The 15,479-nt window shown below is 62.5% G+C and carries 11 protein-coding genes; 4 read left to right on the forward strand and 7 right to left on the reverse strand.

The features are described 5' to 3' along the window. Positions 1-92 precede the first annotated feature (92 nt). The 7 genes from SJQ66_RS27105 to recG form a co-directional block, all read right to left on the reverse strand. Positions 93-1,622 (reverse strand): N-acyl-D-amino-acid deacylase family protein, encoded by a 1,530-nt coding sequence (locus tag SJQ66_RS27105; RefSeq protein WP_320535387.1) that lies wholly within the window; start codon positions 1,620-1,622, stop codon positions 93-95. Positions 1,623-1,687: 65 nt separating this feature from the next. After that, positions 1,688-2,569: a MurR/RpiR family transcriptional regulator gene (locus SJQ66_RS27110; protein ID WP_024901789.1), complete on the reverse strand. Its 882-nt coding sequence runs from the start codon at positions 2,567-2,569 to the stop codon at positions 1,688-1,690. Positions 2,570-2,693: 124 nt separating this feature from the next. After that, a complete protein-coding gene (locus tag SJQ66_RS27115) occupies positions 2,694-3,992 on the reverse strand; it encodes an amino acid deaminase (RefSeq protein ID WP_253463908.1) in 1,299 nt (432 codons plus the stop codon). 155 nt (positions 3,993-4,147) lie between these two features. Beyond that, positions 4,148-5,014 carry a 4-hydroxybenzoate octaprenyltransferase gene (gene ubiA, locus SJQ66_RS27120; protein ID WP_320535388.1) on the reverse strand — a complete coding sequence of 289 codons (867 nt, stop codon included), beginning with the start codon at positions 5,012-5,014 and terminating at the stop codon, positions 4,148-4,150. Between the two features lie 311 nt (positions 5,015-5,325). Then, entirely contained in the window at positions 5,326-5,814 is a 489-nt protein-coding gene (locus tag SJQ66_RS27125; RefSeq protein ID WP_024901792.1) for a Dps family protein, read from the reverse strand. 786 nt (positions 5,815-6,600) lie between these two features. Then, complete coding sequence (locus SJQ66_RS27130; protein WP_024901793.1) at positions 6,601-7,560, reverse strand: LysR substrate-binding domain-containing protein; 960 nt, start codon at positions 7,558-7,560, stop codon at positions 6,601-6,603. 109 nt (positions 7,561-7,669) lie between these two features. Then, a complete protein-coding gene (recG, locus tag SJQ66_RS27135; RefSeq protein ID WP_320534777.1) occupies positions 7,670-10,072 on the reverse strand; it encodes an ATP-dependent DNA helicase RecG in 2,403 nt (800 codons plus the stop codon). Positions 10,073-10,265: 193 nt separating this feature from the next. Between recG and queA the strand changes: the two genes are divergently transcribed. The 4 genes from queA to secD all read left to right on the forward strand — a co-directional run bounded on the left by queA (position 10,266) and on the right by secD (position 15,465). Further along, a complete protein-coding gene (gene queA, locus SJQ66_RS27140) occupies positions 10,266-11,438 on the forward strand; it encodes a tRNA preQ1(34) S-adenosylmethionine ribosyltransferase-isomerase QueA (protein ID WP_024901795.1) in 1,173 nt (390 codons plus the stop codon). After that, positions 11,425-12,555, forward strand: a complete 1,131-nt coding sequence (gene tgt, locus SJQ66_RS27145; protein ID WP_320534778.1) for a tRNA guanosine(34) transglycosylase Tgt — start codon at positions 11,425-11,427, stop codon at positions 12,553-12,555. The genes queA and tgt overlap by 14 nt, the downstream gene beginning before the upstream one ends. 284 nt (positions 12,556-12,839) lie before the next feature. Further along, complete coding sequence (yajC, locus tag SJQ66_RS27150; protein WP_024901797.1) at positions 12,840-13,106, forward strand: preprotein translocase subunit YajC; 267 nt, start codon at positions 12,840-12,842, stop codon at positions 13,104-13,106. Positions 13,107-13,335: 229 nt separating this feature from the next. Beyond that, positions 13,336-15,465: a protein translocase subunit SecD gene (gene secD / locus SJQ66_RS27155; protein ID WP_024901798.1), complete on the forward strand. Its 2,130-nt coding sequence runs from the start codon at positions 13,336-13,338 to the stop codon at positions 15,463-15,465. Positions 15,466-15,479: the final 14 nt, after the last annotated feature.

A 15,479-nucleotide genomic window follows, 5' to 3' on the forward strand; every position in this document is an offset into this window, starting at 1 on the left:
CGTTGATTCTCCTGCATCAGTAAAGTAAGCAAATGCTTTCAACCGTCCCACCGCCCTTGTTTTATCCAACAGGCATCGGCATGCGTCGTGCCTCACCCTTCATCGAGCGGCGATGTCGATCCCATTGTCATCGGACCCCGCGCGACGAAGCGCCCGCTGCGCTCGCCCGTGAGCTGTCCGTCCCGATAAGTGAGGGTTCCGTTCACCCAGACCGCGACAATGCCCGCCGCCGCCTGAACCGGATCGTCGAACGTCGCCACATCGATGATCGTCTCCGGATCGAACAAGGTCAGGTCAGCCCAATACCCGGAACGAATCTCGCCGCGCTCGGTCAGGCCGAAGCGCGCGGCCGGCAAGCCCGTCATCTTGTGTACCGCCATGCTCCGCGGCATCAACGCGAGATCGCGACTGTAATGACCCAGAATCCGCGGAAAGGCGCCCCACAGGCGTGGATGCGGGCGCGGATCCTCCGGGAGGCCGTCCGATCCGAACATCGTCAACGGATGCCGCATGATCCGCTGCACATCGTTCTCGTCCATGTTGTAGTAGACCGCCCCGGCAGGCTGCAACCGACGTGCCGCATCTTCTAGCGACAATCGCCAATCGGCGGCGATATCCGCCAGGTGCCGTCCCGCTTGTTCCGGATGCGGTGTCGACCAGGTGATCTTGATCGGAAAGTCGCTGGTCACCTGCTTTATATCCAGCGTCGACGAACTGGCCGCGTAGGGATAGCAGTCGCAGCCTACCGGCTGATAGCGCGCGGCACCGGCAACGCTGTCCAGCACCTCGGCGCTGCGGCCCCAATTGCCGGCGCCGGCGCATTTCAGATGCGAGACGATCACGGGCACGCGCGCCTGACGACCTACGGCGTAGGCTTCATCGAGCGCCTCCAGGATAGGGGCGAACTCACTGCGCAGGTGCGTCGTGTACACCGCGGCATGGTCGGCCAGCACCCCGGCAAGCCCTTGCACTTCTTCCGGCGTGGCCGCAAACGCATTACCGTAGGCAAGGCCGGTACTCAATCCCAACGCACCATCGGCGAGTGCGGCATCGAGCTCGGCGCGCATGGCTGCCACTTCGTCATCGGTGGCGGCGCGGTCGAGGCGGTCGAGATGGTTGCTGCGCAAGGCCGTATGACCGATCAGCGCCCCCACGTTGACCGCGGGCTGCGCGGCATCCACTGCCACGCGATACGCCGTGAACGTCGGATAACGGAACGCGTCCGGCGTGCCGAGCAGATTCATCGGATCAGGCACCGGCGCCGCCGGGTCGCGTAAGCGCACGGGTGACGCGCTGATGCCACAATTGCCGACGATCACCGTCGTGATGCCCTGCGATACCTTCGGCAGCATGTCCGGTGAACGGATCGCCATCGTGTCGTCGTGCGTATGGGCGTCGATGAAGCCCGGTGCCAGTACCAACCCGCGACCGTCGATGTCGTCGTGTCGCGCGACGGCTTTCAGTCGCAGCATATCGCCCGGCGCCATGATATCGATGATGCGGCCGTCGCTTAGACCAATATCAGCACGATATGACGGTCCACCACTGCCATCTTCCACTTCAACGTCGTGGATGATCGTGTCATATGCCGGCTTTTCCTCGGCCGAACGCACACGCCGCATGGCATTGTCGTTCCCCATCGTTCTGGCCGCTTCGTGACGGTCCGTCATCATTGCCTCCTGTCCATTCAATCACCGAGCGGCAACCTGTCATGCCGGCCGTCGTCCCGGTAGCTATCCAACACCAGCTTCACGCGACGCAGCCGTTCCTGGTTCGCCTCCGCGTGCAGCAAGGCAAATTGCGTCATCAGGATGTCGATCGCCAGCAACATGCCGTAGCGCGCGGCAGTCGGCTTGTAGATGAAATCCGTTTCGTCCACGCGCAACGGCAAGGTCACATCCGCAAGGTGCGCCAACGGCGAATCCGGCATCGTGATGGCCAGTACTTTCGCGCCATAGCCCTGTGCAATGCGAATCGCGTCCAGCAACTCGGGGGTCAGGCCCGTCAGCGACAACGCGATGATCAGATGATCAGGCCCGGCAACCGCGCTCGCCATCCGCATCAGTACCGGGTCGTGGTATGCCGCCACCGCTTTGCCGAGCCGGACGAGCCGATGCTGGCACTCGTCCGCCATCACCGTCGATGCCCCGCCCATCCCATAGCTGTGCACCGTCCGTGCATGGTCGAGCAATGCGACGGCCGCCTCGAACATCGGTGAATCGAATTGTCGCAACTGCCCATGCAGAATCGTCTCGATGTCGGCTACCACGGCGCCAAATACACCGGAACGCGTGCCGTCGTCCTTGGCATGCGCGGCAGCACGCGCGTTAAAGCGCGCGCCTACGGTCTGGGCCTGCGCCAATTGCATTCGCAAATCGCGGATGTCCTGGCAACCCATGGTTTTCGCGAACCGCGATAGCGCCGAGCGGCTGACGCCGGCCCGCGCCGCCAGCTGATCGATCGTCGCCGAGGCGGCGAAGGTCAGATCTTGCAAGCAGGCGTCGGCGATACGGTGCTCGGTCGCGCTGAAACGCGCACGCAATGCGCTGATCTGATAAACGAGATCCATCGGACGAAGAGAATGCGGCACGAGAGGCGGGTGAGGCGACTGGCGCTATCGGTTGGATGACAGGCGTGGTCATCGGCGCGGTCGGCACGCGCGGCGCAGCGTCTCCGCGTCAGACCGCCATCGCCTAGAAAAACGTCGTTACCGCGCCGGTCACTTTGTAGTCTTCATCGACGAGCAAGAGCTGCTTCCATTTGTCGAACGTCAAGCAGGGATGGGAGATATCGAAGCACAGCATGTCTCCTGGCTGGATATCGGCGCCGGGCGGCACCGTCAGGAAAGCATGCTGGTCCATCATCGCGGTGATCTTCCAGTCGGCGGGCGCCGCCACGGGCGGTCGCTCGCCCACCGCATCGGCCGCATTTGCCAGCGATGACGGCCGGTAATGCAGCGATACCTCTGGAAAACCGGCGTCGAACGCCGCATCACGTTTGCCCAGCGCAACGATGGCCTTGCCCGATTCGGGCACAGACTGCACATACGCCCACAATTGCAGCGCTGGCAGCAAGCTGCGCTGCATCTCGCGCGCTATCGGGTTGTCCGCCTGGATACGCTCGTTGGCGCGTCGGTAGATGCCGACGTCATGGGTGAGGTAGCAGCCCGGACGCAGCACCAGTTCCATCGTGGCGGCGCCGGCAGTGAACTCCTCGGCGACCACGTCATACCATGCGGAACCAGCGCCGGACAGGATCGGCGCCATCGACGTCCCTTCATGCTGAAACGTTGCTTCACCCGTCGCGAAATCACCGGCATCGGCAATCGCCTGAACCCGGGCGCAAACCCGTCGCAGGAAATCACGGATCGCGCCCTCTTCATTCAGCACGCCTTCGTACAACTCGACACCGACTAACGCCAGCGCTGGCCAGCGACGCACTGCCATGCGCACGGCTTCTTCCTGCGCCACATCGCGCACGCCGGTGCGTCCACCCGGCACGCCATATTCGAGTAGCACGCGCAAACGCTGGCCGGCTGCCGTGAAATAAGCACCCAAGGCCTCGACGTTCTCAACGGAATCGACACAACAACAGAACTCGAAAGCGGGATCGGCTTGCTGCAGAGCGGCGATGATGGCCATGTTCGCGCGACCGATCAACTGATTCGCCAGCAGCACGCGACGCACGCCATGCCCGAAGGCAGCACGCGTCTGCGCCGCCGTCGCGAGCGTGATGCCCCACGCGCCATGCGCCAACTGGCGCTGGAACAACGCCGGGCTCATGGTCGTCTTTCCGTGGGGAGCAAGTTTGACGCTGTAGCGGTCGATAAACGCCTGCATCCATTGCAGGTTGTGCGTGATGCGTGCCTCGCGCAGCACCGCAACCGGCAGGCTGACGTCTTCGCGCAGAATCTGCCAGCCGGCTTGCGCGACGTCGGCGACGCTGGCGGCGGCGATCTCCACCCCGAGGCCCTTGCCGAAACGATCGAGCATGGGATGCGTGTCCGCCTTCCACGCCGACACCGGCGCTCGTGACTGAAAATTATTTTCACGCATCGCATCCTCTCCAGAAAGCCAAATACCCGATTACCGCTGATCGGATGCTAGGCGAACCAAAAGCGAATGGCAATAGGTGAAAATAATTTTCGTCAGCCGATGCCGCGCAGCAGGTATTGCGCGACGATACCCGCGAAGAGCGCGGCGCCGAGCCAATTATTGTGCAGGAACGCCTTGAAGCAGCCGTCGCGATCGCGATCCCGGATCAATCGGTGGTGGTGGATCACGCACGCCGCGGCCAACACCAGGCCGACCATGTACGGCAGCGAAAAGCCCAGCGCGGCGCCAATGCCCGAATAGGTCGCGAGGAACACCAGATAGCACGCCATCACGGCTGCCACATCATAGCGACCGAACGTAATGGCAGAGGTGCGCATGCCGATCTTCACATCATCGTCGCGATCGACCATCGCATACTCGGTGTCATAAGCGACCGCCCAGAAAACGTTGGCGGCGAGCATCACCCACGCCAGCAGTGGCACGTGATCTTGCACGGCGGCGAAGGCCATCGGAATGCCGAAGCCGAACGCAATCCCGAGATAGGCTTGCGGAATCGCGAAGAAGCGCTTGAAGAAGGGATAGGTTCCGGCCACGAAGACAGCCACGAGAGAGAGCCACTTCGTCAGCCCATTCAGTGGCAGGATCAGCAGGAACGACAGCACGGCAAGCCCCGCAGCCAATGCCAACGCTTCCCACGCGCGGATACGTCCCGACGTCAATGGGCGATTCGCGGTGCGTTTCACGTGCTTGTCGAAATCGCGGTCCGCATAGTCGTTGATCGCGCAGCCCGCGGAACGCATCAGGATCGTGCCGATAATGAAAATCGCCACCATACCCGGCTTCGGATGCCCATCGGATGCAATCCACAATGCGTTCAGCGTGGGCCACAGCAACAACAAGCTGCCAATCGGCTTGTCCATCCTGATCAGACGCAGATACAGCGGCAGCCGCGCGTGCAATCGCGCGATCGGGCCGTCAGGCGAACCTGCGGGCGGAGGGGACGAAGGGGAAGGTGAAACGTGCGGCATCATGCATCCTCGCTGGGGTGAATGCATGATACACGCTTCACTTGAACAGGCCGTCGATGGCGCACCCTCGATGCGGCATGCACGGTAAACGTAGCGCGGGCCATCGTCCCCCCCTGGTAAATCAAGGGAAAACGATGGCCCGCCAAAATCAACGGTCCACCTTCGCACGAGCAGCATGCGTGGACCGGTTCACGCGTCAAGTCCGCGGCGTCACGGCAAGTCCGATCACGTGACGCGGCTTTTTACGCCAGCAGGGAGCGTAGCATCCACGCGGTCTTTTCGTGCGTCTGCATGCGTTGCGTCAGCAGGTCGGCGGTCGGCTCATCACTGGCGGCATCGCAGATCGGGAAGATGGCGCGCGCGGTGCGCACCACGGCTTCCTGGCCTTCGACCAGTTCCTTGATCATCGTGCTCGCGTCCGGCACGCCGTCCGTTTCCGCGATCGTCGTCAGCTTCGCGAACTCCTTGTAGCTGCCCGGCGCGAAATATCCCAATGCCCGGATACGCTCCGCGATGTCGTCGGAAGCGACAGCCAACTCCGTGTACTGCGTCTCGAACATCGTGTGCAGCGAGTTGAACTGCGGACCCGTTACGTTCCAGTGGAAGTAATGCGTCTTCAGGTACAGCGTATACGTATCGGCCAGCAACCGGCTCAAGCCTTCCGCCAGCTTCTTGCGGTCGTCATCACCAATGCCGATATTGACCGCCACGCTTTTCTCTTTCTTGCCCATTGCAGCACTCCTGTTATTGTCCGCTCAAGTTTATCGGAACCTTTTCCATCCTGCGCGTCTTGCGCAGGCGCGCAGATAGCATACCAAGCGCCTTTTCCGCTCGCGCACTCGTCATGACACCCGCGCATTCACTTGCGACGAGAACCCTTATCAAGAACGTCCTCGACACCCTTGAACGCAGTGTACAACGGCTTACATAATTAATAAAATTAATCTATTATATTATTTCGATAGCTTTTAAAAATCACAAGGATTGCTTCATTTCGTCTGTTGCTCAAGCACGCGGCCATCCGTCATCGTGCCGCGCGGGGCAATGCCGGCGTGGGTGACCGCGATGAAGCGCACTCAGTGCGCGCGGGCGAAATGGGCAAACAGGCGGGTCAACGTCGACATCGGCGTGCGATTTCGATGTTGCGGGCGAACGGCAGGGGTCGTCGAGGCGTTGGAAGTGCGATTCGTGCTCATGGTATTTCGTCTCCTTACATGCAATATCTATCAACGCGGCGCCCGGGGTGACGCCATGAAAACGAATTTACATTAAACTATCGAAAAATTGAAATTGATTATTTTTATCTATCAGATAGTCTGACAGCAGCACCGGTCGGACATTTATTTAATACGCACCGCTCTTTGGAAATACGCGCGGGTTGGCAAGTTCTGTGGCCGAGGACGTGCCATCTGCAATCGGCCGGTGGAAATCAGATGTCGCGCGCCCTTCTCGACCGTGCAGGCCAGACGTCCGCACAGCGCCACGCGATGGCCACACAGGATGGTGGCGTGATCGGCTTACTGCGCGACCGCGGGCAGGTCGAGTTTTTCCACGCCCTGTAGCTCGCAGGCCAGGACTGCCTGGCATACGGCTTCGATCGCCTCGTTGCGCGTGAAGCTCTTGCGCCACGCCAGGACGACGCGACGGTCCGGTGCGGGTGCCGTGAACGGCACGTAGGACAACAGCCCGCTATCTGTCGTGCGATCCAGCTCGGAGATCTGGGGGACCGATGTGCGCGGCAGCACCGTGATTCCGACGCCGCTCGCCACCATATGCCGAATCGTTTCCAGCGATGAACCCTCGAATGTCTTCTGAATGCCGTCGGCGTTCTGCGAGAAGCGCATCAGTTCAGGGCATACGCCCAGCACCTGGTCACGGAAGCAATGGCCATTGCCAAGCAACAACATCGTCTCTTTCTTCAGATCGTCGGCGACGATCGCCGGACGTCGTTCCCAATCATGACCACGCGGCACGGCAACCACGAATGGCTCATCGTAGAGCGGGCGCACCATCAGCCCCGTTTCAGGAAACGGCAATGCCATGATGGCCACGTCAAGTTCACCCTGCTTCAGCAATTCGAGCAGCTTCAACGTGTAGTTCTCTTGCAGCATCAGCGGCATCTGCGGCACCAGCTCGATCATGTTCTTGACGAGCGCCGGCAACAGATACGGGCCAATCGTATAGATCACGCCAAGGCGCAGCGGACCGGCCAGCGGGTCCTGCCCCTGTTTGGCAATCTCCTTGATCGCCAGTGTCTGCTCCAGCACCCGTTGCGCCTGTGCGACAATCTGGTTGCCCACTGGCGTTACGCTGACTTCGTTGGTGCCGCGCTCGAAAATCTGCACTTCGAGCTCGTCCTCTAGCTTCTTGATCGCCACCGACAGCGTCGGTTGGCTGACAAAGCAGGCCTCTGCGGCACGGCCAAAGTGACGTTCGCGCGCTACTGCGACGATATATTTCAGTTCAGTAAGCGTCATGACAATCGAAAAAGGGAACGCGATAGATTTTTTCTCTCACTGTGGTTTATACACGCGTTGTCCTCATCCGCCAACCCGCGCCGGCACGACATTCTTGTCGTGGCAGTCTTTATGCCTTCAGAAATTGTGCCCTTGTGCCCAGCCAGCGGTCCAGATGCGCCTGAGCCGCATCGGGATGCGTCGCCAGTAGCTGCTGTGCCAGCGCATGCGCCGGCTCGACCAGCCAGCGGTCGACTTCCAGGTCGGCGAAGCGCAGCATGGCGGCACCGGATTGACGCGCGCCAAGGAACTCTCCCGGACCACGAATTTCCAGGTCCCGACGTGCGATCTCAAAGCCGTCCGTGGTGTCGCGCATGGTTTGCAGCCGTGATTTGGCAATCTGCCCGAGCGGTTGCGCGTACATCAGGACACACGCGGACGCGGTACTGCCCCGGCCCACGCGGCCACGCAACTGGTGCAACTGCGCCAGGCCAAACCGCTCGGCGTGCTCTATCACCATCAACGATGCATTCGGAACATCCACGCCGACTTCGATCACCGTAGTCGCCACCAATACCTGCGTACGGGCGGCGGCGAAATCGTCCATCACCGTCTGTTTCTCCGCCGCGGACAGCTTGCCGTGGATCAAACCGATGCGCAGCTCCGGCATGGCGGCGGCCAGTGCGCCATGCGTGTCCACCGCAGTCTGCAATTGCAGCGCTTCGCTTTCCTCGATCAGTGGGCAGACCCAATAGATCTGCGCACCACGCAACGCCGCCTGGCGCACCCGCTCCACCACCTCGGCGCGGCGCAGGTCCGAGATCGTTTTCGTGATGATCGGCGTACGGCCGGGCGGGAGAGCGTCAATCGTCGACACGTCCAGATCGGCGTAATACGTCATCGCCAGCGTCCTCGGGATGGGCGTGGCGCTCATCATCAGTTGGTGCGGCTGCACCCCCTCCGCCAGCGGCGCAAGTACCGGCGGGCGGGCGATCGGCGTATCCGGGCCCGCCGCGGTGTCACGCGCGCCCGCGTCCATGCCGATGCGCGCATCACGATGCGCAATGGTGCCCGCATGGCGCGCCTTCTGACGTAGCGCGAGGCGCTGCCCGACCCCGAAGCGATGCTGCTCATCGACGATGACCAGACCCAACCGCGCGAACGTCACGGTGTCCTGGATGATGGCATGGGTGCCGATGGTCAATTGCGCCATGCCGGAAGCCGCGGCCTCGATGGCCGTCCGCTTCGCCTTCGCCCCGAGACTGCCCGCGAGCCATCCGACATGCACGCCCAAGGGCTCGAGCCAGCCACGCAGTTTTCGCGCGTGCTGCTCAGCCAGGATTTCCGTCGGCGCCATCAAGGCAACCTGATAGCCCGCATCGATCGCCTGCGTGGCCGCCAACGCCGCCACGACCGTCTTGCCACTCCCCACATCGCCCTGCAGCAATCGTTGCATCGGATAACGGACCGCCAGGTCACCCGAGATCTCCGCACACACCTTGCGCTGCGCCTCCGTCAGTTGAAACGGCAAGGCCCGCAGCAGGCGTTCGGTCAACGACCCGGCATGAGCGTTGGCATCAACACCCGCACGTGCGCCAGGCGCCGGTCCCGCAGTCCTCGTCGCGGGGGACACTTCGCCCTGTTGCAATGGTTGCGGCACCGGCATGGCTGGCGCCGCCTGCGCGCGCCGCTCGGCACGCGCCCGCGCCAGCGACAATTGCTGAGCCAGCAGTTCATCGAATTTGATCCGGACCCATGCGGGATGCGTGCGATCGATCAGGGCCTGCGCATCGACATCCTTCGCCGGATGATGCAATGCCCGTACCGCATCGGCCAAGGTGGGCAAGCCGCGCGCGCCGTCACCAAACCGCCCGGCCCTGGCAATCTCGTGTGTCGGCATCACGTTTGCCGGAATCACTTCGTGCAAGGGCGTGCGTGCCATCGCATTATCGATTGCCTTGCGCAGATAGGCCTGGCTGACCCCGGCCGTCGACGGATAGACCGGTGTCAATGCAGTCGGCAGCGGCGTGTCCGGCTCCACCGCGCGATAGGTCGGATGCACCATTTCAAGACCGAGAAAACCGCCGCGCACTTCCCCGCGAACCCGCAGCAGCGTACCGGGCGCGAAATGGCGCAATTGCGACCCGTAGAAATGCAGGAAGCGCAAGCTCAATGGTTCGCCAAAACGGCGCCCCGACATGTCGTGCCCGACGGGACGCTCGACATCCGCGCCCGGCGTATCCTCAAGGGGATCCGTGCCGCGCGTGGCCCCCATCGCCGCGGCATCCTCCACCCGTACGACGAGTTGCTTCCGGGGCCGATAGGACACTTCCGAATCCACGACGCGCACCTCGACCTGCGCAAGCATGCCAGGCAACAACTGCGCGAATGGCGTGATCCGGGTCTCATCCTCATAGCGCATCGGCAGGTGCAGGACGAGATCGATGTCGCGCGCCAAACCGAGCTTGTTCAGCTTGGCGGCCGCATCGCTGCCGGCGGCTTTTTTCGCAGGAACCTTTTTCTCCGCGGGCATAAGTACACTTCACCAGTACAATAACGACTTTTGCGCATTCGCCCGGGCCACCCTGGCCCGCATGCCCTCCGTGTCCGGATGCCGGAATTCCCGGCTCGTAAGGATCCGCAGGGCATCCCGGAACCGCTCTGCCGTGCTCCCGGTGCCGCGTTTGCGCGCGATTACAGCATGTCCGTCAAGCATGCGTTCCTTTATGTACACGCTCTCCGATTTCGATTTTAATCTGCCCGAGGCGCTTATCGCGCAATATGCACTGCCCGAACGCAGCGCCAGCCGCCTGCTGCACGTCGGCCCACCGGCTCCGGGCAGCACATCCCCCCATCTGACCGACCACCATTTCGCCGATCTTGTCTCCTTCCTGCGTCCCGGCGACCTGCTGGTGTTCAACGACACCAAGGTCCTGAAAGCCCGTTTTTTCGGAACGAAGGCCAGCGGCGGTCACGTCGAGGTACTGGTCGAGCGTCTGATCGAAGACCCGCCCGGCACGCGACCGGTCGGCGCTGGCGGCACAACCGCCCTTGCCCAGATTCGCGCCAGCAAATCGCCTCGCGCCGGCACCACGTTGCGGCTGGCCGATGCATTCGATGTCATCGTCGGCGAGCGCGTGGGGCCCTTCTACACGCTGACGTTTCCAGGCCCCTGCCTGGACCTGATCGAGCAGTACGGCCGCTTGCCGCTGCCACCGTACATCCAGCACACGCCGGACGCAAGCGATGAGACCCGCTACCAGACGGTCTATGCGGCCCATCCGGGTGCGGTCGCGGCACCCACCGCGGGGCTGCATTTCGACGAAGCCCTGCTTGCCGCGCTGGATGCCGCCGGCATCCAGCGCGGCACGTTGACGCTCCACGTGGGGGCGGGCACATTCCAGCCGGTGCGGACGGAAAACATCGCCGACCATGTCATGCACAGCGAATCATACGAAATTCCAGCAGCGCTGGCCGACGCGATTTCCACGACCCGCGCCGCCGGCGGCCGCGTCATCGCTGTAGGCACGACGTCGATGCGTGCGCTCGAATCCGCCGCGCGCGATCAGGCCACGGCGACAGGGGCATCGGACCTGGGCACGCCCGCCAATGTCGCGGTCGATGACCGGTCTTCAACCGCGCCGCAACTGCGCGCGCATCGCGCGGAAACCGACATCTTCATCACGCCCGGTTACCCATTCCGGATCGTTGATTGCCTGATCACGAATTTCCATTTACCGAAATCGACCTTGATGATGCTCGTATCGGCCTTTGCCGGCATGGCGCCGATCCGCGCCGCCTATCGCCACGCGATTGCCGCGCAATATCGTTTCTTCAGCTATGGCGATGCCATGTTCCTGACCCGCACGCCCGAGGCTCCTTCCGATGCTCAAGTTTGAACTGCTCGGCCACGATGGCCATGCCCGTCGTGGCCGTATCACCGTGAACCATGGCGTCATCGAGACGCCGATTTTCATGCCGGTGGGCACCTACGGCACCGTCAAGGCGATGACCCCACGCGACCTGCACGAAATCAACGCGCAAATCGTGCTGGGCAATACCTTTCACCTCTGGCTGCGCCCGGGCCTGGATACGATTGCGCAACACGGCGGACTGCATGGCTTCATGGGGTGGAACAAGCCGATCCTGACCGATTCCGGGGGCTTTCAGGTGTTCAGCCTGGGTGATCTGCGCAAGATCAGCGAGGACGGCGTGCGCTTTGCCTCGCCCATCAACGGCGACAAGCTGTTCCTGTCACCGGAAATCTCGATGCAGATCCAGCGGGTGCTGAACTCGGACATCGTCATGCAATTCGACGAATGCACGCCTTATCAAGTCAACGGTGTTCCTACCTCGCAAGAACTGGCGGCGGAATCAATGCGCATGTCGGCGCGCTGGGCTCGGCGCTCGCGCGACGAGTTCGATCGCGAGGGCAATCCGAACGCCCTGTTCGGCATCGTCCAGGGCGGCATGTTCGAGGACCTGCGTGACGAATCGCTGGAGCGGCTGCGCGACATCCCGTTCGACGGACTGGCGATCGGCGGGTTGTCCGTGGGCGAGCCGAAGGCGGACATGATGCGCATCCTGGCGTACACGGGGCCGAAGCTGCCGGCCGACAAGCCGCATTACCTCATGGGCGTGGGCACGCCGGAAGATCTGGTCAACGGTGTGGCCAACGGCATCGACATGTTCGACTGCGTGATGCCCACCCGTAATGCCCGCAACGGGTGGTTGTTCACGCGCTTTGGCGACTTGAAGATCAAGAACGCCTCGTTCAAGAACGACCTGCGGCCCCTGGACGAGACCTGCGGTTGCTACGCCTGCAAGAACTTCACGCGGGGCTATCTGCACCACCTGCACCGGACAGGCGAGATTCTCGGGGCGCAATTGAACACGATCCACAACCTGCATTACTACTTGGCATTAATGCAGGAGATCCGGGACGCGATTGATGCGCGGCAATTCGACGCATTCGTAAAGCGCTTCCAGACGGACCGTGCACGTGGCGTGACCTGACATGGACACGGTGCCGATGCGTGCGCAAAACCGCGCCGGGCACCGCATTCGACGATCCGGCACCACGTCGCCAAGCCACGTGATTTCGGTCCTCACGCCACGCTTTCCAGGAATTGGACACGTTCCCCGGGTTTGGCCGTACGGCGGCGGGTCGCGAGGGTGCTAGAATACGCCGCTCTTTTTGGCTTTTGTTTTTCTTTGCTTTTCTTTTTTAGATCGCTTCAGACACACGCGGAGACTGTAACGTGTTTAATCTACAAGGCGCTGGCGGCGAATCCAGCCTGATGAGTTTCCTGCCACTGATCCTGATGTTCGTTGTGCTGTACTTCATCATGATTCGTCCGCAGATGAAGCGCCAAAAGGAACATCGGAACATGCTGGCCGCCGTCGACAAGGGTGACGAAGTCGTCACCAGCGGCGGCCTGGTTGGCAAGATCAGCAAGGTCGGCGAAGCCTATGTCGGCATTCAGATCGCTGAAGACGTCGAGATCACCGTGCAGAAGGGCGCGATCACGACCGTGCTGCCGAAGGGCACGATCAAGTCACTGTAACGCCGTGCCCGCCCTGCCGCGTGACGCATGCGCGGCGGCGCTTGGGCGAGACAAAACTTGCCGAGGCACATTTCGTGGCACGTTTTGTCCGCGCCGCCTTCGGGCGGCATTGCTGTTTTGAGGGGGCGGGTCTGCGCCTGAGTGCGCGACCGCCCCGACGAGCCTTGGGCTCCGCGAGCGCCCGTTCGATCCCCGAATGGAACGCCGCGCCATTCTTCGTCAGCCTGCCATGAATCGTTACCCCCTCTGGAAGTACATCGCGATGCTGGTGGCGGTCGCCATCGGCCTCTTGTATACGTTGCCGAATCTCTTTGGGGAGACCCCCGCGGTCCAGATCCAAAGCTTGAAGGCGACCGTCAAGGTGGACGCATCGGTGATGGCGCGCGTCGAACAGACGCTGCAAGCCAATCACATCGATGCCGCCGACGTCTCGTTCGAGAACAGCGCGACCAATGCCAGCATCCACGTCCGCTTGCACGACGGCGACACGCAACTGCGTACGAAGGACCTGCTGCAGCACGCGTTGAACGACGATCCGTCGAACCCGACCTATATCGTTGCATTGAGCCTGCAAAGCGCGTCGCCGCATTGGCTCACGGCGTTGATGGCGCGACCGATGTACCTGGGGCTGGACTTGCGCGGCGGCGTGCACTTCCTGTTGCAGGTGGACATGGCCGGCGCGCTGCAAAAACGGTTGGAATCGGACGCTTCGGACGCACGCACGCTGCTGCGTGGCAAGAACATCCGCGATGGCGGCATCAACCGTGTGAACGACACGCTGACCATCAATTTCGCCAACCCGCAGGTCGCGGCGCAGGCGCGTGATGCACTGGTGGCGAGCGGCTCGGATCTGCAATGGAAGATCGTGGACGCCGGCGGCAACGGCGCCCAGGTCGTCGGTACCTTCTCGGATCAAACGCGCCGCACGGTGCAGGACGACGCCGTCAAGCAGAACATGCAGACGCTGCATAACCGCGTCAACGAACTGGGCGTCTCCGAACCGGTGATCCAGCAACAGGGCGCGGACCGGATCGTCGTCGAACTACCCGGCATCCAGGACACGGCGAAGGCGAAGGACATCATCGGTCGGACGGCGACATTGGAAGCACGCCTGGTCGATACGAACGCCCCATCGAATCCGCAGCCCAACGACCCGGTGCCGCCGGGTGACGATCTGTTCACACAAGGTCGCGGCGCACCGGTGTTCCTGAAGAAACAGGTGATCTTCTCCGGTGACCAGATCACCAGCGCGTCCGCCGGCTTTGACGAGCAACAGCGGCCGGCCGTGATGATCAAGCTGAACGCCGCCGGCGGCCGCATCCTGCGCACCGTCTCGCGCGAGAATCTCCAGAAACCGATGGCGATCGTCCTGTTCGAACGCGACAAGGGTGAAGTGCTGACGGTGGCGACGATTCAGTCGGAACTGGGCGAAAGTTTCCAGATAACCGGCTCCGCCGACACGCAGGCCGCGAACGACCTGGCGCTGTTGTTACGTGCCGGAGCGTTGGCGGCACCGATGAACATCATTGAGGAACGGTCAGTGGGTCCGAGCCTGGGCGCGGACAACATCAAACGCGGCTTTGACTCGGTGGCGTACGGCTTCGTGGCCATCGCCGTGTTCATGATTGCCTACTACATGCTGTTCGGCGTGTTCTCGACGATTTCGTTGTCGGTGAATCTGCTGCTGCTGGTGGCAATCCTGTCGATGCTGCAAGCCACGCTGACACTGCCCGGCATCGCGGCCATCGCGTTGACACTGGGGATGGCAATTGATGCGAACGTGCTGATCAATGAGCGCATCCGCGAGGAACTGCGTAACGGCCAGCCACCGCAAACCGCGATCTCCGCCGGTTTCCAGCACGCCTGGGCGACGATCTTCGACTCCAACGTCACGACGTTGATCGCGGGCCTGGCGTTGCTCGCCTTCGGCTCAGGCCCGGTGCGCGGCTTCGCGGTCGTGCACTGCATCGGTATCGTGACGTCGATGTTCTCGGCGGTCTTCTTCTCACGCGGCCTGGTCAACCTCTGGTATGGCGGTCGGCGCCGGCTGCAATCGCTGGCGATCGGCCAGGTCTGGGGGCGCCCCGCCTCCGGCCCGGAAGCGGCGGGCGCGCTGGGTCATGGCGCCACGGCCGGCAAACCGATACCAAAGTCCAGTCAGTTGATCGGTTCGAACACGACGACGCCCAAGAAAAGCAAGCTGAGCCGCGCGCAAGCAGCACGGGACAGTTCTCAGGGCAGCGCGTCGGTCGGGGACGCCGGCAGCAACGCGAACAACAATACAAGCAGCGCCGGTGGCAATGCCGGCGGCACGGGCAACAAGGCCGCCCAAGGCAAGCGCGGCGGCAAGTCGCGCTGATACCTAGAGGACAT

This window comes from Robbsia andropogonis (genome assembly GCF_034047095.1).
Lineage (GTDB): Bacteria > Pseudomonadota > Gammaproteobacteria > Burkholderiales > Burkholderiaceae > Robbsia > Robbsia andropogonis.

Coding starts and splice junctions, on each gene's coding strand:
- SJQ66_RS27130 (WP_024901793.1), bottom strand. CDS start 7,560: ATGACGCTTACTGAACTGAAATATATCGTCGCAGTAGCGCGCGAACGT.
- SJQ66_RS27115 (WP_253463908.1), bottom strand. CDS start 3,992: ATGCTCGATCGTTTCGGCAAGGGCCTCGGGGTGGAGATCGCCGCCGCC.
- recG (WP_320534777.1), bottom strand. CDS start 10,072: ATGCCCGCGGAGAAAAAGGTTCCTGCGAAAAAAGCCGCCGGCAGCGAT.
- tgt (WP_320534778.1), top strand. CDS start 11,425: ATGCTCAAGTTTGAACTGCTCGGCCACGATGGCCATGCCCGTCGTGGC.
- SJQ66_RS27125 (WP_024901792.1), bottom strand. CDS start 5,814: ATGGGCAAGAAAGAGAAAAGCGTGGCGGTCAATATCGGCATTGGTGAT.
- secD (WP_024901798.1), top strand. CDS start 13,336: ATGAATCGTTACCCCCTCTGGAAGTACATCGCGATGCTGGTGGCGGTC.
- queA (WP_024901795.1), top strand. CDS start 10,266: ATGTACACGCTCTCCGATTTCGATTTTAATCTGCCCGAGGCGCTTATC.
- yajC (WP_024901797.1), top strand. CDS start 12,840: ATGAGTTTCCTGCCACTGATCCTGATGTTCGTTGTGCTGTACTTCATC.
- SJQ66_RS27110 (WP_024901789.1), bottom strand. CDS start 2,569: ATGGATCTCGTTTATCAGATCAGCGCATTGCGTGCGCGTTTCAGCGCG.
- SJQ66_RS27105 (WP_320535387.1), bottom strand. CDS start 1,622: ATGCGGCGTGTGCGTTCGGCCGAGGAAAAGCCGGCATATGACACGATC.